Consider the following 19273-nt stretch of genomic DNA (forward strand, 5'->3'; position numbering starts at 1 on the left):
TACCCACCGCACATGACCTACGACCATCGGGATCCCGTCCTGCCCCCGGCCCGGGGTCCGGTCTCCGCGGCCGTCGAGCGGTACCTGACGGGTGACGGCCCGCCGCCGTCCCCCGCGGCCGCGGCGGCCGCCCCGCCGTACGACGACGACCTGCAGCTGGCCCTGTACCTCTGCTACGAGCTGCACTACCGGGGTTTCGCGGGAGTTTCCGGCGACCGGGAGTGGGATTGCGCGCTGCTGCGGGTCCGGGCCGCGCTGGAGGACCGTTTCCTGACCGCGCTGCGCGCCGACGTACCGGCCCGTGCGAGCGTCGACGACGCGCTCGCCGAGCTGCTGGTGGAGCCGGTCGAGGGCGACGGGGTCAGCCATTTCCTGCGGGACGAGGGCACCTTGGAGCAGTTGCGGGAGTACGCGGCGCTGCGTTCGGTGTACCACCTGAAGGAGGCCGACCCGCACGCCTGGGTACTGCCGCGGCTGTGGGGCCGGGCGAAGGCGGCCATGGCCGCCGTGGAGTACGACGAGTACGGCGGCGGCCGCGCCGACCGGGTCCACGCGGTGCTGTTCGCCGACCTGATGGCGGACCTGGGCCTGGACACCGCGTACGGCCGCTATCTGGACGCCGCGTGCGCCGAGGTCCTCGCCACGGTGAACCTGATGTCCCTGTTCGGGCTGCACCGATCGCTGCGGGGGGCGCTGGTGGGCCATTTCGCGGCGGTCGAGATCACCTCGTCGCCCGGTTCCCGGCGGCTCGCCGACGCGCTGCGCCGTACCGGGGCGGGGCCGGCGGCGGTGCGTTTCTACGACGAGCACGTGGAGGCGGACGCGGTGCACGAGCAGGTGGTCCGGCACGAGGTGATCGCCGGTCTGCTCGGGGCGGAGCCCGGGCTGGCGCCCGACGTGGCGTTCGGGATCGACGCCACCGGCCTGCTGGAGGGCCGGCTGGGCGACCGGCTGCTCACCGCGTGGCGCTCCGGCCGTTCGGCACTGCGGCTGCGGCCGGAGCCGGTCCCGGGATGACCGGAACCACCTGAACAGACCATATTTCCTTTTTGTCCGGGTACTGGGATCGGATGAATCCGTTGGCACCCCCGGGCGTCTACGCACCGCAGGAGGACACCGCCCTCCTCGCCGGAGCTCTCTCCCACGAACCGCTCCCCGAGGACGCGGACGTCCTCGACGTCGGCACCGGCACCGGCGCGCTGGCCCTCGCAGCGGCCCGGCGCGGCTCCCGCGTCACCGCCGTCGACGTCTCCCGGCGCGCGGTGTGGACCGCTCGGCTGAACGCGCTGCGGGCCGGGCTGCCGATGCGCATCCGGCACGGCGACCTCTTCGATCCGGTACGCGGACGGGCCTTCGACCTGATCCTCGCCAACCCGCCGTACGTCCCCGCCCCGCCCTCCGACGGCGCCGTGCCGCACGGTCCGGCGCGGGCCTGGGACGCGGGACGCGACGGGCGCCTGCTGCTGGACCGGATCTGCCGCGAGGCGCCGGCCCTGCTGCACCCCGGCGGGGTCCTGCTGCTGGTGCACTCCGGGCTGAGCGATCCCGGCCGGACCCTGACGCACCTGCGGGCATCCGGCCTGAAGGCGTCGGTGACCCTGCGGCGGCGCGTTCCGTTCGGGCCCGTCCTGCGGGAGCGCTCGGCGTGGCTGCGGGAGCGGGGGCTGCTGCCCGCCGACGAGGAGAGGGAAGAGCTGGTGGTCGTCCGTGCCGAACTCCCCCGCTGACCGCCCCCGCCGGATCGCCGCGCGACGCCGGGGCCCGCTACTGGTGGAAGGCCCCGTGGAGATCGAGCTGGAGGACGGCACGGTCGTCTCCAGCGACCGGTTCCGGGTGGCGGTGTGCACCTGCGGCCGCAGCCGGCGTTTCCCCTGGTGCGACACCAGTCACCGGGACCGGGCTCCCGCCCGACGGCGGGAGTGAGCCGCGCACACGAATGACCCCAGGGGTCGGACAGGCGGCCCCACTCCGCCCGTCCGACCCCTGGGCAACGAGATCGCTGCGGTCCCGTGTCAGGACTCGCACTCCCCAGTCACGAGCCTCTCGCGGCACTCACGGGGAACCACGCGATCCCGGTCTCTAGAACGCGAAGAGGCTGCTGCCGCTCGCGTTCATCAGGCACTCGTTGGCAAAAGTGCGCTCGTAGGAGACCCGCAGACCCTGCCAGACACCGTCGACGGTGACGACCACGGGCGCGTACTCCCTGGTGCAGATGGCGGGCCCGGGCTCCGCCAGCGCGTCCAGATCGCCGTCGGCGGCGCGCAGTTCGGCGCAGGCCGAGGCCGGCGCCGGATGCGTACCGGAGGACGTCGGCGCGCAGCTCAGGGTGACGGCTCGGGACGGGTTCACCTGGGCCGCGCTCTCGCCGTGGCCCATGGTCAGCACCAGGGCGGACGGGGCGTAGAGCGAGTCGGTGGCGGCGACCGCGCTCCCGGCCAGGGGAGCGCAGACGGCGGTGGCCGTCAGGGCCAGGGTCGCCGCCCAACGCGCGGTGTTCCGCATTGTGTGCATCCTTCCGCTGAAGTTCGAGGGTGGGCCGGCCCGCACCTGTGGGTGCCGGACGCGGCGAGCGCGAGTCTGCCGAGTCCGCGGCGGAAACTCACATCGACCCCACGGGTTTCAGTAACCTTGCGTATTGAATCAGTGGCGCGAAGTCACGGAGTTCGAACGTTCAAACCCCGGAACCAGGCGGCTCCCGCTCCGCCCGATCAGCCACCTGGCCGAAAACCCTATGCTCGTTAATCGTCCTGAAACATTCAGCTTCCGCCCTCCGGGGACCACTTGGCGACCCCTTGCGTTCATGGACCTGCGCGGTAATGGTCATTACATGACCATGAGCGAGCCGACGAGCGGGCGGGGCGAGGCGGTGCGCGGCTGGTTCGCCGACCATGTGCCGCACGGCCTGTTCGACGAGCTGACCGAGGTGCGCGTCGACCGCGAGGAGATCACCGTGATCGGGCGGATCCCCGCACCCCCGCTCGCCGCCGGGACACCCGCCGCGGAGCGCGTCGTGGCGGTCGAGGCCCGGGTCCAGGAGTTCCGGGAGCGCACCCGGCAGAGCCGCACCGCCGTCGCCCGCGAGGCGCGGCAGCGCTTCGGCCGGACGGTGTCGTGGGGCGTCGACTGCGCCGGGGAGCGGGTCCTGTTCGCCCCGCTGACCACACCGGTGATGACACGGTTGCGGCAGCCCGAGCGCCAGGTGCTGGACACCCTGATCGCCGGGGGCGTCGCCCGCAGCCGCAGCGACGCGCTCGCCTGGTGTGTCCGGCTGGTGGGCCGCCACACCGGCGACTGGCTCACCGACCTGCGCTCCTCGCTGGAGGAGGTACGCCGGGTGCGGGAGCGGGGCCCGGACGTGGAACACCCCTACGGCGCGAGGGCGGACGGTCGGCGAGCCGGCAAGGACGCGTCGGCGGGTGACGGCGCCGGGTGACCGCGCGGGTGAGTGCGGCGGGCGAGTGCGGCGCATGACCGCTCCGGCATCCCTGCCGGAGGCCGTCGGCCGGACCGGCCCCTCGGGGCGCGGCGGCGGGGACCGGTCACGAGCGGGCGCACGGAGCCGGTAGCCCCCGGACACCGGGCAGCACGACTCCCGTCGGGATCTGGCGCCCCGGTCCCGCATACCCGCCGGTATGGTCGGGCGCGGCGCATGCTCGACGACGAGAGGCGGGACGGCCCCATGGCCAGGCACTGGGCGGACTTCCAGTACGAGATCTACCTCAACGGCATGACGGGTGCGGTGCCCCGGCTGCCCACCGAACTGGGCCGTCTCGAAGAACTCACCGAGCAGCGGCTCGGACCGGGTCCGGTCGGCTATGTGGCGGGCAGCGCCGGCGACGGGAGCACCGCGCGGGCGAACCTGGCGGCCCTGGAGCGGCGCAGGATCGTGCCGCGCATGCTGCGCGACGTGCGCGAGCGGGATCTCTCGGTGGAGGTGCTGGGCCGCACACTGCCCGCGCCGCTGGCGCTCGCCCCGATCGGCGTGCTGTCGATCATGCATCCGGAGGCGGAGCCGGCCGCCGCCCGGGCCGCCGCCGCGCAGGGCGTGCCGTTCGTGTTGTCCTCGGCGTCCAGCACACCGATGGAGCAGGTCGCCGAGGCGATGGGGGACGCCGAGCGCTGGTTCCAGCTGTACTGGTCCAAGGACCGCGAGGTCACCCGCAGCTTCCTCGGCCGGGCGAGGGCCAGCGGGTTCTCGGTGCTGGTCGTCACGCTGGACACCCCGCTGCTGGCCTGGCGGCCGCGCGACCTGGACCAGGCGTACCTGCCGTTCCTGCACGGCGTGGGCACCGCCAACCACTTCACCGACCCGGCGTTCCGGGCGGGCCTGGCCAAGCCGGTGCACGAGGACCTCAACGCGGCCGTGCTGCATTTCGTCAACCTGTTCGCGGACCCGGGGAAGACCTGGCCGGATCTGGCGTTCCTGCGGGAGAACTGGGACGGGCCGATCGTGCTGAAGGGGATCCTGCACCCGGACGACGCCCGGCTGGCGGCGGACGCCGGGATGGACGGCGTGGTGGTCTCCAACCACGGCGGCCGGCAGGTGGCCGGCTCGGTCGCCGCCGCCGACGCGCTGCCGGGTGTGGCCCGGGCGGTCGGCGACCGGCTGACCGTGTTGTTCGACAGCGGGGTGCGCTCCGGGGACGACGTCTTCAAGGCGCTCGCCCTCGGCGCCCGGGCGGTCCTGCTGGGCCGGCCGTACGCGTACGGCCTGGCCCTGGACGGGCAGCCCGGCGTCGAGCACGTGATCCGCTGCCTGCTCGCCGAGTTCGACCTCACGCTGGCCCTGTCGGGCCACGCCCGGCCGGGCACCGTCGGTGCGGACGACCTGGTCGATGCCGGGTGACCGACCGGTCCGGGGCCGGGCGCCGACGTCAGGCGGTGCGGTCGGTCAGGCGGTGCGGTCGGTCAGGTCCACCTGCCGCGCCGACGCCCCCGCGGTACCCCTGATCGACAGCGATCCGGCGCCGGCGGCCACCGGGTCGGTCCGCCAGCGCTGCCCGGACGAGCCGTCGCGGACCTTGGCCACGAGATCGGCGCCGGCCTCCCCGCCGACGGGGGCGAGCGCGAGGGCCTCGTCCCAACGGGGCAGCAACTCGCCCTGCACGGTGAGGTCGTAGCGGACGTCGTCACCCCGGGCGGAGTCCGGCTCGGCACACGCGCCGAGGATCACCACCCCGGCGTCGGCGTGCGAGTCCAGACACAGCTCGGGCGCGGCGACGCTGCGCAGCTGGCCGTCGTTCTCGTACGTCCACTGCTGGGCCCGGTCGGCGGAGCAGACCGCCAGTTCGACGCCGGAGCCCTGCTGCGGCGCGCCGCCGGTGGCGAGGCACAGTCCGGAGGCGGTGTTGCGCAGTCTGGCCGGTTTGGGCACACCGGTCGCTCCCCCGGTGCCGGGGGTGGTCGGGGCGCCGGTGGCGGGGGCCTGGGCGCCGGTGCCGGGGAGGGCGCCCCCGCCGGTGGCACTGGTGGAGGCGGCCGGGTCGGCGCCCCCGCCGTCGGACCACATGCCGGCCGCGAGCAGGGTGGCCAGCAGACCGGCCGAGGCGAGTCCGACGCCGGTGAGCAGCGCCCGCGGCGAGTTCTTGGCGCCCTGCACGCGTCGTACGGAGGCGGGGACACGGTCCCGCAGCCGCCGTCGGGTGCCGCGCGGGCGGCCGCCGCGGTGCCGGGCGGAGCCGCGCAGCAGCGCCGGCTGCTGGCGGAGGCGGCCGGGGCGGGTCTCCAGATAGCGCTGGGCGCCCAAGCCGAGCACCGACTCGGCGAGCAGTAGCCCCAACTCCCGCTCGAAATGGCTGAGTTGTTCTGCCGCGGCCCGGCAGTAGCGGCAGTCGTCGAGGTGCCGGCGCACATCGGGGAGCAGTTCGCGGCCGCGTCGCAGGGGGACGTCGAGGAGGCGGTTGTGGAAGCGGCAGTCCTTGCTCGGCGCGAGTTCCCGGTGGGCGCGGACGATGCCGTCGCGCAGCTTCTCCCGGGCTCCGTCGAGCGCGGCGGCCGCGGTGTCGGCGGGTATGCCGAGCAGCACGGCGGCGACGGCCACCGGCTCGGCCTCGACCTCGACGTGCCACAGCACCGAGCGCTCCACGGCGGGCAGGCCCTCGAAGGACTGTGCGGTCAGCGTCCGGTGGTCCGGTGTCGGCGCACCGACGGCACGCAGGGCGCGCGCACCGGACGGCTTGCGCAGCGCGGGCAGGACGCCGGTGAGGCGTTCGGTGCCGGCCCACAGCAGGGCGGTGTCGCGTACGGTCACCAGCAGCCGGGGGCGCAGCGCGGTGCCGGGCTCGCCCAGCTTGAGCCGGTCGAGGACCTGGTGGAAGGCGGCGCCGGTGACCATGGCCGAGACGCTCGCGGCGGAGTCCAGGCAGATCACCGCGTAGTCGTGGACCGGCTTCCAGTGCCGTGCGATGAGCAGGGCGGTGGACTGGGCGACCTGGTGGTCGGGGCCGCCGCGCACGCCGAGGGCGAGCGACTCGTCGGACTCGGCCTCGGCGGTGCCGGGCGGCGGCGGGTACGACGGACGGGGCGGGTGGGGGGTGGGCACTGAGCGGATTCCTTTGGTACGAACCTGGTTCGGCACGGTGGGGAGGCCCTGCCGTCACCCCCGCGCGAGTGGTTCACCCTTGCACAGCGGAGTCGTGCGCAACAAGGCACTCGATCGAGATCGGCCTTATTGAAAGAAAGTCGACAGGGCGGGCCAAGTCGGACCCCTCGCGCACTTGTTCGCTCCCCCTGGCGCTCCGGCGCGCACCCCGTGTGAACCGAGCGCACGCACCGCAGTCCCGCGCACGCTCCCGGCCCGCCGGACCGGGGAGTGGACTGGAGGCCGGCCTTTCCTCCGAGGCCCCGCGCGGAACGGCGGCTCTTCCGCGCGAAACGGCCGCCGGCCCTGTTCCCCCCGCCCCGGGCCGGCGGCGCGGGAGTGCGGCGTGCGCAGTCGGCCCCGGGGCTCAGATCTGCCAGGAGCGCAGGCGGTCGGCGGCGCCGTACACATCGGACTTGCCGGACATCAGATCCCGGGCGAGGTCCACCAGCGCGCCGTAGGGCGGATCGATGCCGACGCCGCTGACGTACATGTAGGCGAGGGCGGTGGCGCAGGCGAAGCGCGCGTTCGCCGACGGCAGCGGCTTGAGCACGGCGAGGGTGTGCAGCAGCGCGGCGGCCCGCCAGGCCGGGTCCGAGTCCACGCCCAGGCGGGGCGGGTCGACCCGGTGCCGGGCGACGGCGGCGACCAGCGCGGAGAAGTCGTTGATCGTGGGCTGGTCGGGGAGCACCTCTTCATGGCGCTGCAGCAGCCAGGGCACGTCGATATGGATGACGGGTGTCATCGGTCAGGCGACCCGCCCCTCGCCCCGGACGGGCGTTTCGTCGTCGGGGAACGCGGCCGCGAACTCGTCGGCGTGCCCGGCGAAGAACTGCCGGAAGGCCTCCGCGCCCTCCTGCAACGCGCGGTGGCGGGCTATGTCGGCGGCGGCCGCCTCGCGGACGAGCGCCTTCATCGACGTACCGCGCTCCTTGGCGATCTGGCGGAGGTCCTCTAGCTCGCGATCGCTGAACTCCACGTTGAGAGCTGGCATGACCTCACGGTACCGCTCGGGTACTGCGGCGTAAATATCCCCAGGTCAGGTGTGCGACTCGCTGGTACCGGCCGACGGGGGGCGCTGAGACCCGCGTCACACCTGGCCGTCCCCTGTCACATTCCCGCCCGCTGCCGTGTCCCAGGGGTGAGCGCGCCACCGGGGAGGTCCACGCATGTCCGAAACCGCTGTTCCGGAAGTGACCGGCAGATCCGCGGGCGGGGAGGGGGGACGAGGTGAGCGGGTCGCCGACTGGTTCGACGGACGCCTCGGCATCCACACCCTGGGCCGCAGGTACCTGCGCAAGGTGTTCCCGGACCACTGGTCGTTCCTGCTCGGCGAGATATGCCTGTACAGCTTCGCCGTGCTGGTCCTGACCGGTGTCTGTCTGACGTTCTTCTTCCACCCGTCGATGAACGAGGTGACGTACCACGGCGGGTACGCGCCGCTCAACGGCGTCCGGATGTCGGAGGCGTACGCGTCGACGCTCGACATCAGCTTCGAGGTGCGCGGCGGTCTGCTGATGCGGCAGCTGCACCACTGGGCGGCCCTGGTCTTCGTGGCCGGGATGCTCACCCACATGATGCGGCACTTCTTCACGGGGTCGTTCCGCAGGCCCCGGGAGGTGAACTGGCTGTTCGGCTGGGCGCTGCTGTTCCTCGGGCTGTTCGAGGGCCTGTTCGGCTACTCACTGCCGGACGACCTGCTGTCGGGCACCGGGCTGCGCTTCCTCGACGGGGCGCTGCTGTCGGTCCCGGTCGTCGGGACGTATCTGTCGATGTTCCTGTTCGGCGGGGAGTTCCCCGGCCACGACGTCGTCGGCCGGCTCTACTCGCTGCACGTCCTGGTGGTGCCGGGAATCATGGCGGCCCTGGTGGTGGTGCACGTCTTGCTGGTCGTGTACCACAAGCACACCCAGTTCGCCGGTCCCGGACGCACCGAACGCAACGTGGTGGGCGCCCCGTTCATGCCGGTGTACCTGGCGAAGGCGGGCGGCTTCTTCTTCCTCGCCTTCGGGGTCCTCACCCTCGTGGCGACGGTGGCGACGATCAACCCGGTCTGGGCCTACGGCCCCTACCGGCCCGACCAGGTGTCCACCGGCGCGCAGCCGGACTGGTACCTGGGCTTCGCCGAGGGGCTGCTGCGCATCATGCCGGGGTGGGAGATCACGCTGGGCGGCCACACCCTGGCCCTCGGGGTACTGGTCCCGATCGTGGTCTTCCCGCTGCTGCTGGTCTTCCTCGGCGTCTACCCGTTCCTGGAGGCCCGGGTCACCGGCGACCGGCACGAGCACCACCTCCTGGACCGCCCCCGCGACCGGCCCGGCCGCACGGCGATCGGTGCGGCATGGATCAGCCTCTACCTGGTGCTCCTCGCGGGCGGCGGCAACGACATCGCGGCGACCCGTCTGCACCTGTCGGTCAACGCGGTCACCTGGGCGATCCGCATCGGCGTGTTCGTCGTCCCGGCCCTGGTCTTCGTCGTCACGCGCCGCGTGTGCCTCGGCCTGCGCCTGCGCGACAGGGAACTGGTCGAGCACGGCCGGGCGACCGGTGTGATCGTCCGGCTGCCGCACGGCGAGTACGTGGAGCTGCACGAGCCCCTGGACGCGGCCCGCCGCCACACCCTGACCGCCCGTGAACGGCCGGGCCCGCCGGTGGCGCACGGGAGCCCGGCCGAACCGGTGGAGGGTGAGCGGTAGCGCGCCTACGCCTGGTCGGCCACGAAGGACGCCATGCGGGTCAGGGCGGAGTTCCAGTTGATGGTGTGCTCGTTCGTCGACCAGGACTGGATGTCGTCGATGTAGCAGAACTGGCCGACGCAGCCCTGGAGCTTACTCTGCGCCAGCGGGTCCTGGATGCTGGAGTTGGGCCCCCCGGCAAGGGTGCCGGCCGGCGGGTTGGGCTGGCTCGGGTCGAGCTGGTGGGCGTACCAGCGGGCGTGCTGGTTGTGCGAGTTCACCTCGCCGTAGCCGGTGACGTAGGACGTGTTGAGGGCGTTGCGGCCGAGGATGTAGTCCATGCTCTGCACCGCGCCGTCCCGGTACTTGCGGGCCCCCGTCAGGTCGTAGGCGGTGGCGAGGACGACCGCGTTGTGCAGGACCTGATGGTTGGATCCCCAGTCGTAGAGGTTGTCGGCGGGGGCGTACGGCATGCCGTACGGGTGGGCCCGCAGCGTGGCCAGGTAGCGGTTCGCGCCCTGGACGACCGACCGGCGCACCTTGTCCCGCCCGGGCAGCCGGTTGGGCACCAGCGCCAGGTCGAGCCGGCCGGCGGCGGCGGTGTTGCCCCAGTCGTAGCTCACCGGGCCGAAGATGTCGGCGGTGTGCACCGGGGAGTTCAGGATGTGGTCCTGGAACTGCTTCTCGCCGGTGGTCAGGTACAGCTCGGCCGCGGCCCAGTAGAACTCGTCGGCGACGTTGTCGTCGGGGTAGGCGCCGCCGCCGGTGCCGTCGTCCGGGTCGGCGTAGACGTCCGGGTGGGCGAGCGCGGCCGTCCATGCCTTGCGCGCCGCGGTGAGCGCCTCGGCCGCGAACTCCCTGTCGTACGAGCAGTACAGCCGGGCCGCCTGGGCGGCGGTGGCCGCCAGGTTGAGGGTGGCGGCGGTGGTCGGCGGGTGCAGCTCGCGCTTCTGCGGGTCGTCGGCGGGCATCAGGGGCAGTCCGGTCCACTGCTCGTCGTGGATCTTGTGGTGGGCCATGCCGGCCAGCGGCTGCCCGTCCGGCACCTGCATCTTCATCAGGAACTCCAGCTCCCAGCGCGCCTCGTCGAGGAGGTCCGGCACGTGGTTGCCGCTCTCCGGGATGGCGAGGGTGCCGTCGCCGAGCTTGTCCTGCCGCCCGGTGCGGGCGTACCGGGCGCGCTCGTAGGTGCTGAGCAGTTCCCAGGCGGAGATGCCGCCGTTGACCACGTACTTGCCGTGGTCGCCGGCGTCGTACCAGCCGCCGGTGACGTCGAGCCGGTAGTCGCAGACGCCCGGCTGGCAGGGCACGTCGGAGTCGCCCTGGTTGGGGGCGACGCCGACGTGGCCGGCGGCACGGCCGTAGCCGGGGCGCAGGTCGTCGCGGACCGGGATGCCGCTGCGCTGGGTGTAGTAGTACTTCGCGGCGTCCAGGCGCAGCCGTTCGTAGGCGGCGGTGCCGAGGTCGAAGGGGTGGCTGGTCTCGCCGTCGGCGACCAGGGTGAAGCCGGTGCCGCGGCCCCGGTAGGAGCCGAAGTCGATGGAGTGGACGTTCTGCCCGGAGGAGGCGTCCGTGCCGCGCGGCACGGTCCAGCCGTGGGCGACGGTCCAGCCCCGGGCGTTCTTCAGCTTCCAGCGCAGACGGGTGGTGGCGTCGGTGACGAGGGTGGCGTTCTTGGGGCCCGCGGGCAGGTAGCCGACCTGGTTGACGCGGACGCGCGGCCCGGTGTCGGGTTCGTACACCTCCGGGGGCACCCCGCCGAGCAGCGAGACGTCGTCCACGCAGAACCGCCAGGAGTCCGCGCTGCCGCCGACCTGGAAGGCGACCTGGCCCTGGGTGGTGTCGACGGGCGAGGTGAAGGTGTAGCTGTAGGTGTCCCCGCTCTCGGTCACGACCGGGGCCGCCTCCTGCCAGGTGTCGTAGGGCGTGACGGCGAGGCCGACGATCGCGCGTACGACGTGGCCGTCGGGCAGTCCGGAGGCGCTGAAGGAGAAGCGGTAGGTCTCGCCCTTGACCAGGGTGATGTCGTTCTGGCCGATGGCGGAGTCCCAGCGGTTGGCCGTGCCGCCCGGCACGTCGGCGCACAGCCGGCCGTCGGCGAGGCCGGCGGTGACGTTGCTGGTCCACCAGGGGTCGGTGGTGGTGTCGAAGGTGCCGTTGCGGACCTGTTCCACCTCGTCGGCACCGGCCTGCTGGGCGGGCAGCGCGGTGAGCGCGGCGCCCAGCAGGGCGGTGAGGGTGAGCAGGCTGGTTCTGCGTCGTTGCACGTCTGGGCTCCTCGGGGAGGTGCGGGTGCGCTGAGCCTCTGGGAGCGCTCCCATGAATTGGGAGCGCTCCCAGTGGACGGACGCAGGCCATGTTTGTGGGAGGTATGACATGCCGTCAACGGTCCGGACGGCACTTGCCGCCGACCGGACCGGAGGATCCCGCTATGCCGTGAACCTGCTGATTCCCGCCGCCCGGTGGGGGTGGCCGGGGTCCGACGCCGGTCAGCGAGGGCCTCAGCGGGCAGTCCGCCGGCCGGCACGGGCGCGGCGCTTCCGGCGCTCCCGGCGGTGGGGGTCGACGTCCACCCGCGGGCATGACGCACTAGGCTGGAGCCCGACGTGACGTGCCTGCTCACTGTGAGTGTCCGCGATGGAGTGGCGAGGATGAGCCCGGTCTATCCGTTCGACGATGCCGCGACGGCACGCGCTGTCGTCGACGACGCCGGCATCCTCGTCGAGTGGAGTTCGGGCGCCCGGGCGCTGCTGGGCTGGGACGCGGCCGAGGTCGTCGGCCGTCCCGCAGGCCTCCTGCTGGCCGACGGCGCCATGCCGGTGCCCGCCGGGCCCCGCTGGGACGGCACTCTCACCCTGCGCCACCGGCGGGGCGGAACGGTCGCGGTGTGGCTGCTCGCCCACCGTCGCCCGCCGCCGGACGACGGGCCGGGGCAGTGGCTCCTGGTCACGCCGCTGCGCGCGGACCTGCCGCCCTCCCCCGACGACCCTCTCGCCGAGGCGGGCCTGATCCAGTCGCCGTGCGCGACCGCCGTGTACGACGAGTGGCTGCGGCTGTACCGGCTCAATGACGCGATGGCCGAGGTCATCGGGCTGCCGGAGGAGCGGGTCCGGGGGCTGCGGCTGTCCGAGATCGGCGGCAAGCCGCAGAGCGAGGAGCTGGAGGCGCGGCTGCGGCGGGTGCTGGCCACCGGCCGCCCCGACGAGGTGCAGATGTACCTGCGGGCCGGCGGCGAGGAGCACGCGCACGCCTGGCTGGCCCGGATGGCCCCGGTCACCGACTCCGGAGGCCGGATGCGGGGCGTGACCCTGGCCGTCCACGACTTCACCGACCACTACCGGGCCCGCGAACGGCTGCGGCTGGTCAACGAGGCGAGTGTGCGCATCGGCACCACCCTCGACGTGGTCCGCACCGCGCAGGAACTGGCCGACGTCTGCGTCCCCGCGCTCGCCGACTTCGTCAGCGTCGATCTCCTGGATTCCCGGGAGGGCGAGCCCCCGGCCAGGCTGACCGCCCCGGTCCGCCTGCGCCGGGTCGCGCACCGGTCGGTGACGCCGGGCAACCCCCAGGCCGTGGCCGAGCCCGGCGACGTGCAGGCGTACCCGGCCGGATCGCCGCAGGCCGACTCTCTGCTGGCCGACCGGACCATCGTCGGAGCGGTGGCTGGCGGCGGCCTGGACCCCTGGCTGGCCCAGGACCCGCTGCGCCGGGCGCGGGTGCGCGAGTTCGGCATCCACAGCACGATGTCCGTGCCGGTCCGGGCGCGCGGGGTGACCCTCGGTGTCGCGGTCCTCACCCGGTTCGACCGCCCCGACCCGTTCACCTCAGACGACGTGCTGCTCGCCGAGGAGATCACCGCTCGGGCCGCGATCTGCGTCGACAACGCGCGCCGGTTCTCCCGCGAGCGCGAGACCGCCCTCGCCCTGCAGCGCAGCCTGCTCCCGCGCAGCCTGCCGCGCACCGCCGCCGTCGACGCCGCCTTCCGTTACCTGCCGGCCGCCCGCGCCGGGGTGGGCGGCGACTGGTTCGACGTGATCCCGCTGTCCGGGATGCGGGTCGCACTGGTCGTGGGCGACGTCGTCGGGCACGGCATCCAGGCGTCGGCGACGATGGGCCGGCTGCGCACCGCCGTGCGCACCCTCGCCGACATCGACCTCGCGCCCGACGAACTGCTCACCCACCTCGACGACCTGGTGGTCCGGCTGTCGCAGGAGTCCGGCGGGGAGGGCAGCCCCGGCGAGCTCGGCGCGACCTGCCTGTACGCGGTGTACGACCCGGTGTCGCGCCGCTGCACACTGGCCCGGGCCGGGCATCCGGCTCCGGTTCTGCTGCCGCCCGGCGGGACGCCGCACCCGGTGGAACTGCCCGCCGGACCGCCGCTCGGGGTCGGCGGGCTGCCCTTCGAGTCGGCGGAGCTACGGCTGACCGAGGGCAGTGTGCTCGCCTTCTACACGGACGGGCTGACCGGGGCGCGCGATCCGGACACCGGCCCCGGACACCGGATGCTGTGCGGGGCGCTGGCGGCGTACTCCGAGTCGCTGGACGAGACCTGCGACCGGGTCCTGCACACCGTGCTGCCACCGGGCGGCGTCGCCGACGACGTGGCGCTGCTGCTGGCGCGCACCCGGGGGCTGCCCGCCTCGCAGGTGGCGACGTGGGACATCCCGGCGGACCCGGCGCTGGTCGCGCCGATCCGCAAGCAGGTGGTGGCCCAGCTGGACGAGTGGAGGCTGAGCGAGGCCGGCTTCACCACCGAGCTGGTGGTGAGCGAGCTGGTCACCAATGCCATCCGCTACGGTGCCCACCCGGTGCGGCTGCGGCTCATCCACGACACCGCGACGCTGATCTGCGAGGTTTCCGACACCAGCCACACCGCGCCGCACCTGCGCCGGGCCAAGACCTGGGACGAGGGTGGCCGGGGTCTCCTGCTGGTCGCCCAGCTGACCCGGCGGTGGGGCAGCAGACACACCACCGAGGGCAAGACCATCTGGGCCGAGCTGGGGTTGCTGGAAGAGGAGTGAGCGGGGCGTCGCGGCCCGGGGGCGGACGCCGTGGGCGAGAGGACGACGGCGAGGTGCCCGCCCTCCGCGCGGCCGCACGGTGGCGGCGACTCACCGGCCGCCGACCGGACCCGGCCGGCGGTCGCCCAGCTGGAGCGCGAGGGCCGGCCGACCCGGCGGACCGCTCCTGGACACCCGGGGCGCCCTCGCCGCTCCCGGCCGGGACCGGTGGGCGGAAGGGCCCCGGGAACGTACACCGCGGCGCGACCGCGCGCTCGACCCTGACCCTCCGGTGCTCCCCCGCGACCGCCGCCCGCCCCGCGCGCGCCGTGCCGACGCCGGGCCTGCGGGTGCCGGGCCTGCGGGTGCCGCGGCCGCCTCGCCACCGTGCGGCCGTTACCACTCCCCACCGAGGACGGTGCCACTGCCGGTCCCCCTCGGCAGCGTGCGGACCGCTTCAGCCGACCGTGTCCGGCAGCAGGTCGAACGCCCGGGACCAGCCGAAGCCGCGGGGCCGGCCGTCCTCCCCCGCCTCTCCGTCGTAGGGCGCGCCGAAGCGTACGCCCATCGCGCTCAGCCGGGTCAGGGACTCCCGGTAGGCGGGGTGGGCGGCCAGCGCCCCGGCCACACAGGGCAGGACGGCGATCGGAACACCCAGTCCGGACGCCTCGCACAGGGTGCCGACGGCGAGCGTGTCGGCCAGGCCGGCGGCCCATTTGTTGAGGGTGTTGAAGGTGGCGGGGGCGACGACCACGGCGTCGGGGGCGGGGAAGGGGCGCGGGTCACCGGGGCGGCGCCACGCCGAGCGGACGGGGCGCCCGGTGCGGGCCTCGGCCTCGGCCACGTCGAAGAACCCGCCGCTCACGGCGAGCGGGGTCGCGATGACGCCGACCTCCCAGTTCCGCTCCTGGGCGGCGCCGATCAGCTCGCCGACGCCCGCGGCCGCACCCGCGGCGCAGACGACGACGTAGAGGCAGGGCTTCGCGTCCTGTTCGATCACGGGGACGACCCTACTGACGATTCCGCCCGGAGTTCCAGGGTGGCCCTAGCGCAGCGGGAAGCTCTGTCCGCGCTCGGCCTCGGGGCGCGGGCCGAAGATGCGGCGGTCCGCCTCCTCGATCGGCACGTCGTCGATGCTCGCCTCGCGCCGGGTCATCAGCCCCCGCTCGTCGAACTCCCACAGTTCGTTGCCGTACGAGCGCCACCACCGGCCGCCGGCGTCGCGGCACTCGTACTGGAAGCGGACGGCGATGCGGTTGCCGTCGAAGGCCCACAGGTCCTTGCGCAGCGCGTACTCCCGCTCGCGCGCCCACTTGGCGGTGAGGAAGGCGGTGATCTCGGCGCGGCCGGTGAGGAAGGTGTCGCGGTTGCGCCACACCGAGTCCGGCGAGTAGGCGAGCGCGACCTGGTGCGGGTCCCGGGTGTTCCAGGCGTCCTCGGCGGCCTGCACCTTCCGCGCGGCGGTCTCCCGGGAGAACGGGGGCAGGGGCGGGCGGTCGGTCATGGGTGAACCTCCGTGCGACGGGCTGGGCCGGGCGGCCGGGCTGGGCGGACGCAAGGGAGAACGGCCGTTCTCAACCTGCCCTGCTACCGTAGGAGAACGTGCGTTCTCAGGTCAAGGAGGGTCCCGCATGGACAGCGCCACAGCCCGTGAGCGGGCGCTGGACGCCGCCGAGAAGCTGTTCTACGGACGGGGCGTCCAGTCGGTCGGCATGGACGACGTCCGGGGCGCGTCAGGGGTCTCGCTCAAGCGGCTCTACCAGCTCTTCCCGGCGAAGGAGCGATTGGTGGTGGCGTATCTGGAGCGGCGCGACGTGCGCTGGCGGGCGGAACTCGCGCGCCACGTGGAGCGGCACCCCGAGCCGCAGCGGCGGATCCTGGCCGTCTTCGACTGGCTGGAGCGGTGGTTCGGAGCGGAGGACTTCCGCGGCTGCGCCTGGATCAACTCCCACGGTGAACTGGGCGCCGTCTCGGAGCCGGTGGCCGAGCAGGTGAGGGCCCACAAGCGGGCGTTCCGCGACTGGCTCGGGACCCTGGTGGCCGACGCCGGGCTGCCCGACGCCCTCGCCGGGCAGTTGTTCCTGCTCGCCGAGGGCGCCATGGTCACGGCGGGCATCACCGGCTCCGTCGAACCCGCCGGCGAGGCCCGCGCGGCCGCGCGGCTGCTGCTGCGGGCCCCGGCCGCGTCAGACGCCGGCACCGCGCGAGCGGGTTGACGGCCGGCCGGATCCGGGGTCACTCCGTGACGGTGATCGCCCGGACGGGGCAGGCGCGAGCGGCCTCCCGGACCGTGGGGTCCATCGGGCCCCTGCCGTCCGCGGGGTCGATGCCGTCCTCCCGGCCGGGCAGGAGCGTGCCGAAGCCGTCGTCGTCCTGGGTGAAGACCCCCGGGGCGGACAGGGCGCACTGTCCGGCGCCGATACAGAGATCCGTGTCGATGTCGATCCGCATGAGACCTCTCACCAGGTCACGGGGAGTTCCAGCATCCCCTGGATGGTGTCGCCGGGCTTGTGCGGGATCTCCTCGGCGGGGACCGCCAGCCGCAGGCCGGGCAGCCGCTCGAACAGGGAGCGCAGGGCGATCTCCAGCTCGGCCCGGGCGAGGTTCTGGCCGAGGCACTGGTGGACACCGAAGCCGAAGGCGAGGTGATGGCGGGCCGGCCGGTGCCAGTCGAGGCGGTCGGGCTCGGGGAAGGCGCTCTCGTCGCGGTTGATGACGGAGGTCGCGAAGACCACCCCCTCGCCGGCCCGGATGGTCACCCCGCCCGCCTCGATGTCCTCAGTGGCCAGCCGCAGCAGGCCGTCCGCGATGGACAGCACCCGCATCAGCTCCTCGACGGCGGCGGGCAGCAGCGCCGGATCGGCGCGCAGTTCCGCAAGGCGGTCCGGATGCTGGAGCAGGGCGAGCACGCCGAGGGAGATCATGTTCGCGGTCGTTTCGTGGCCCGCGACCAGCAGCACCAGGGCCAGGGCCGCCGCCTCCTCCCGGTCCAGCTCCCCGTCGCGCAACTGCTGGTGCACCAGGGCGTCGAGCACGCCCGAACCCTGCGGTTCCCGGCTCTTGCGGTCGATCAGCGCTCCGAGGTAGTCGTCCAGTTCGGCACGGGCGGCCCGGACGTCGGCCGGGTCCCGGCCGCGCAGCAGGCGCCGGGACCGCTCCTCGAAGAACTCGTGGTCGGCGTACGGGACGCCGAGCAGGGCGCAGATCACCATCGAGGGCACCGGCAGCGCGAAGGCGCCGACCAGGTCGGCGGGCGGGCCCTGGGCGACCAGCGCGTCGATCCGTCCGTCGACGACGCGCCGGATGGCGGGCCGCAGTTCGGCGGCGCGCTTGAGGGTGAAGCTGGAGACGAGCATCCTTCGCTGGGCACGGTGCCGGGGCTCGTCGACCCCCACCAGGGCGACGCTGCGGTCACGCAGCGCGGCGACGCGGGCCGCGGTCGCCGGGTAGCCGGGGCGGGTGCGGTCGGAGGACAACCGGGGATCGGCGAGCAGGGTCCGGGCGAGGGCGTGACCGGTGACCAGCCAGGCGGTGCGGCCGTCGTAGAGCGTGACGCGGCTCAGCGGCCGGTCGGCGCGCAGCGGGTCGTAGGCGGCGGGCGGGTGGTAGGGGCAGGTGCGGTCCTGGGGGTAGGCGACCGGGGCCGGGAGTTCCGTCATGGGGGGCCTCGCAAGCGGTCGGAAGCAGGTGCCGATCATCATTAGATGCCCCAGGCACTTATAGGGCGACGCGGAGTTCGGCCACATCGACGAAAGGGGCACTCTGGCCGGAACCCGGTGTGCCGGGAGCGTGCGGGCCCCTGCACGGCCCGCTGTCCGCTGCCGTGCCCGTTCGCCACCGCAGCCCGGACCACGGCCGAATTCGGTTGCCCTCGGGACGGGTCCGGCTCCAGGATCCGGCCATGACCTTCTTCGACGCCCTGCCGCTGTCCGCCGCCGTCCGTCCGGCGCGCCGACAGCAGCGGTCCCGCCCGTCCCGGAGGCCCGAGCCCGCGCCCCGATGACGGGCGCGCTCCTCGCGGGGCTGATCGCGGGCTACGGCATCGCGGTGCCCGTCGGCGCCGTCGCCACCTACCTGGTCTCTCTCACCGCCCGGACGTCGCTGCGCATCGGGGTGTGCGCCGCGCTCGGCATCGCCACCGCCGACGGGATCTACGCGCTCGCGGCCACCGTCGGCGGGGGCGCACTGGCCGACGCGCTGCGGCCGGTGCTGACACCACTGCGCTGGGTCTCGGCGGCGGTGCTGCTGGCGCTGGCCGTACGGGGTGCGGTCGCGGCGGTACGGGGCTACCGGGCGCACCGCCTCGCCGTTCGGCCGGAGCCGCCACCGCCCACCGCGGCCCGCGCCTACCTGGCGCTGCTCGGCATCACCCTGCTGAACCCCGTCACCGTGATCTACTTCGCCGCCCTCGTCGTCGGCAGCGGGACGGCCGGCACCGCCGGCGCCCTGGAGGAGGGGGTCTTCGTCCTCGCCGCCTTCACCGCCTCGGCCAGCTGGCAGCTGCTGGTCGCCGGCGGCGGCGCCCTGCTGGGACGCACCCTGACCGGGCACCGGGGCCGTCTGGTGACCGCCCTGCTGTCCGGTGCGGTCATCGCGGGGCTGGCGGTGGAGATGGTGGTGTGACCCGGGGCGTCAGGGCTGATGACGGGGAGGGCGGGCGGCGACGGCAGCGGCGCCCGACGTACGCGGCCGGTGCGCCGCCCGTGGCCCGCCGCCGGGGGCCCTGCAGGAACACGGCCCGAGCGCGCGCGGGGCCGGAGCACCGCCCCGGCCCCGCGGGCCGGAGAGCTTCCGTGGCGCCGCGGCCGGTCGTGGGGCGACACGCGCGCCCGGCGCGCCCCCCCCCCGCTGTCCGCACGGCTGACGCGATCTCCGGAGCGGCCCGACCGGCGCCCCGCCCGTCTCCGCGACCACGACACGGCCCCGGGGGGCCGGGGAGCCCGCACGACGACCCTGCCGCGCAGTGCCCGGATCGGCGCCGCCGGCGTGGCTCCCCCGACCCGCCCGAACGGCGCGGC

Annotated in this window: 18 protein-coding genes; 9 read left to right on the forward strand and 9 right to left on the reverse strand. The window is 74.2% G+C overall.

The window, feature by feature from the left end; translation table 11 throughout:
• Positions 1–12 precede the first annotated feature (12 nt).
• The 3 genes from ACSLTV_RS15735 to ACSLTV_RS15745 are packed head-to-tail and all read left to right on the forward strand — an operon-like array spanning position 13 to position 1923.
• Positions 13–1017, forward strand: a complete 1005-nt coding sequence (locus ACSLTV_RS15735) for an iron-containing redox enzyme family protein (RefSeq protein WP_432136416.1) — start codon at positions 13–15, stop codon at positions 1015–1017.
• A 53-nt stretch (positions 1018–1070) separates the two neighbouring features.
• Entirely contained in the window at positions 1071–1727 is a 657-nt protein-coding gene (locus tag ACSLTV_RS15740; RefSeq protein WP_432136415.1) for a HemK2/MTQ2 family protein methyltransferase, read from the forward strand.
• Positions 1708–1923 (forward strand): CDGSH iron-sulfur domain-containing protein, encoded by a 216-nt coding sequence (locus ACSLTV_RS15745; protein ID WP_432136414.1) that lies wholly within the window; start codon positions 1708–1710, stop codon positions 1921–1923. Before ACSLTV_RS15740 ends, ACSLTV_RS15745 begins: the two co-directional genes overlap by 20 nt.
• A gap of 156 nt (positions 1924–2079) precedes the next feature.
• Here the strand turns inward: ACSLTV_RS15745 and ACSLTV_RS15750 are convergent, their stop codons facing one another.
• Positions 2080–2502 carry a subtilase-type protease inhibitor gene (locus ACSLTV_RS15750; protein WP_432136413.1) on the reverse strand — a complete coding sequence of 141 codons (423 nt, stop codon included), beginning with the start codon at positions 2500–2502 and terminating at the stop codon, positions 2080–2082.
• A gap of 325 nt (positions 2503–2827) precedes the next feature.
• On the opposite strand from ACSLTV_RS15750, the gene ACSLTV_RS15755 reads away from it, so the two are divergent.
• Both ACSLTV_RS15755 and ACSLTV_RS15760 read left to right on the forward strand, forming a co-directional pair.
• On the forward strand, positions 2828–3433 hold the full coding sequence (locus ACSLTV_RS15755) for a hypothetical protein (RefSeq protein WP_432155241.1): 606 nt from the start codon (positions 2828–2830) through the stop codon (positions 3431–3433).
• 246 nt (positions 3434–3679) lie between these two features.
• Positions 3680–4846: a lactate 2-monooxygenase gene (locus tag ACSLTV_RS15760; protein ID WP_432155242.1), complete on the forward strand. Its 1167-nt coding sequence runs from the start codon at positions 3680–3682 to the stop codon at positions 4844–4846.
• A 45-nt stretch (positions 4847–4891) separates the two neighbouring features.
• Here the strand turns inward: ACSLTV_RS15760 and ACSLTV_RS15765 are convergent, their stop codons facing one another.
• The 3 genes from ACSLTV_RS15765 to ACSLTV_RS15775 all read right to left on the reverse strand — a co-directional run bounded on the left by ACSLTV_RS15765 (position 4892) and on the right by ACSLTV_RS15775 (position 7574).
• Positions 4892–6541 (reverse strand): ricin-type beta-trefoil lectin domain protein, encoded by a 1650-nt coding sequence (locus ACSLTV_RS15765; RefSeq protein WP_435612344.1) that lies wholly within the window; start codon positions 6539–6541, stop codon positions 4892–4894.
• Between the two features lie 406 nt (positions 6542–6947).
• The gene (locus ACSLTV_RS15770; protein WP_432136410.1) at positions 6948–7325 is read right to left on the reverse strand and encodes a toxin Doc; all 378 of its coding nucleotides are present in this window, start codon (positions 7323–7325) and stop codon (positions 6948–6950) included.
• 3 nt (positions 7326–7328) lie between these two features.
• Positions 7329–7574 (reverse strand): hypothetical protein, encoded by a 246-nt coding sequence (locus tag ACSLTV_RS15775; RefSeq protein WP_432136409.1) that lies wholly within the window; start codon positions 7572–7574, stop codon positions 7329–7331.
• A gap of 175 nt (positions 7575–7749) precedes the next feature.
• Between ACSLTV_RS15775 and qcrB the strand changes: the two genes are divergently transcribed.
• Positions 7750–9276 (forward strand): cytochrome bc1 complex cytochrome b subunit, encoded by a 1527-nt coding sequence (gene qcrB, locus ACSLTV_RS15780; RefSeq protein ID WP_432136408.1) that lies wholly within the window; start codon positions 7750–7752, stop codon positions 9274–9276.
• 5 nt (positions 9277–9281) lie between these two features.
• On the opposite strand, the gene ACSLTV_RS15785 is transcribed toward qcrB, so the two are convergent.
• Positions 9282–11522, reverse strand: coding sequence for a glycoside hydrolase family 9 protein (locus ACSLTV_RS15785; RefSeq protein WP_435612345.1), 2241 nt, complete (start codon positions 11520–11522; stop codon positions 9282–9284).
• Positions 11523–11906: 384 nt separating this feature from the next.
• On the opposite strand from ACSLTV_RS15785, the gene ACSLTV_RS15790 reads away from it, so the two are divergent.
• Positions 11907–14276, forward strand: coding sequence for a SpoIIE family protein phosphatase (locus ACSLTV_RS15790; RefSeq protein ID WP_432155245.1), 2370 nt, complete (start codon positions 11907–11909; stop codon positions 14274–14276).
• 436 nt (positions 14277–14712) lie between these two features.
• Here ACSLTV_RS15790 and ACSLTV_RS15795 read toward each other — a convergent pair whose 3' ends face one another.
• Together ACSLTV_RS15795 and ACSLTV_RS15800 are read right to left on the reverse strand one after the other, a co-directional pair.
• A complete protein-coding gene (locus ACSLTV_RS15795; RefSeq protein WP_432155246.1) occupies positions 14713–15255 on the reverse strand; it encodes a flavoprotein in 543 nt (180 codons plus the stop codon).
• A gap of 45 nt (positions 15256–15300) precedes the next feature.
• Positions 15301–15759, reverse strand: coding sequence for a nuclear transport factor 2 family protein (locus ACSLTV_RS15800; protein WP_435612346.1), 459 nt, complete (start codon positions 15757–15759; stop codon positions 15301–15303).
• Between the two features lie 127 nt (positions 15760–15886).
• Between ACSLTV_RS15800 and ACSLTV_RS15805 the strand changes: the two genes are divergently transcribed.
• A complete protein-coding gene (locus ACSLTV_RS15805; protein ID WP_435612347.1) occupies positions 15887–16471 on the forward strand; it encodes a TetR/AcrR family transcriptional regulator in 585 nt (194 codons plus the stop codon).
• 19 nt (positions 16472–16490) lie between these two features.
• Here ACSLTV_RS15805 and ACSLTV_RS15810 read toward each other — a convergent pair whose 3' ends face one another.
• Together ACSLTV_RS15810 and ACSLTV_RS15815 are read right to left on the reverse strand one after the other, a co-directional pair.
• Positions 16491–16706, reverse strand: a complete 216-nt coding sequence (locus ACSLTV_RS15810; protein WP_432136402.1) for a ferredoxin — start codon at positions 16704–16706, stop codon at positions 16491–16493.
• 8 nt (positions 16707–16714) lie between these two features.
• On the reverse strand, positions 16715–17914 hold the full coding sequence (locus tag ACSLTV_RS15815; protein WP_432155249.1) for a cytochrome P450: 1200 nt from the start codon (positions 17912–17914) through the stop codon (positions 16715–16717).
• Between the two features lie 340 nt (positions 17915–18254).
• On the opposite strand from ACSLTV_RS15815, the gene ACSLTV_RS15820 reads away from it, so the two are divergent.
• Positions 18255–18878 (forward strand): LysE/ArgO family amino acid transporter, encoded by a 624-nt coding sequence (locus tag ACSLTV_RS15820; protein ID WP_432136400.1) that lies wholly within the window; start codon positions 18255–18257, stop codon positions 18876–18878.
• The last annotated feature ends 395 nt before the right edge of the window (positions 18879–19273 follow it).

The organism is Streptomyces sp. bgisy159, assembly GCF_965341775.1.
Taxonomy (GTDB): domain Bacteria; phylum Actinomycetota; class Actinomycetes; order Streptomycetales; family Streptomycetaceae; genus Streptomyces.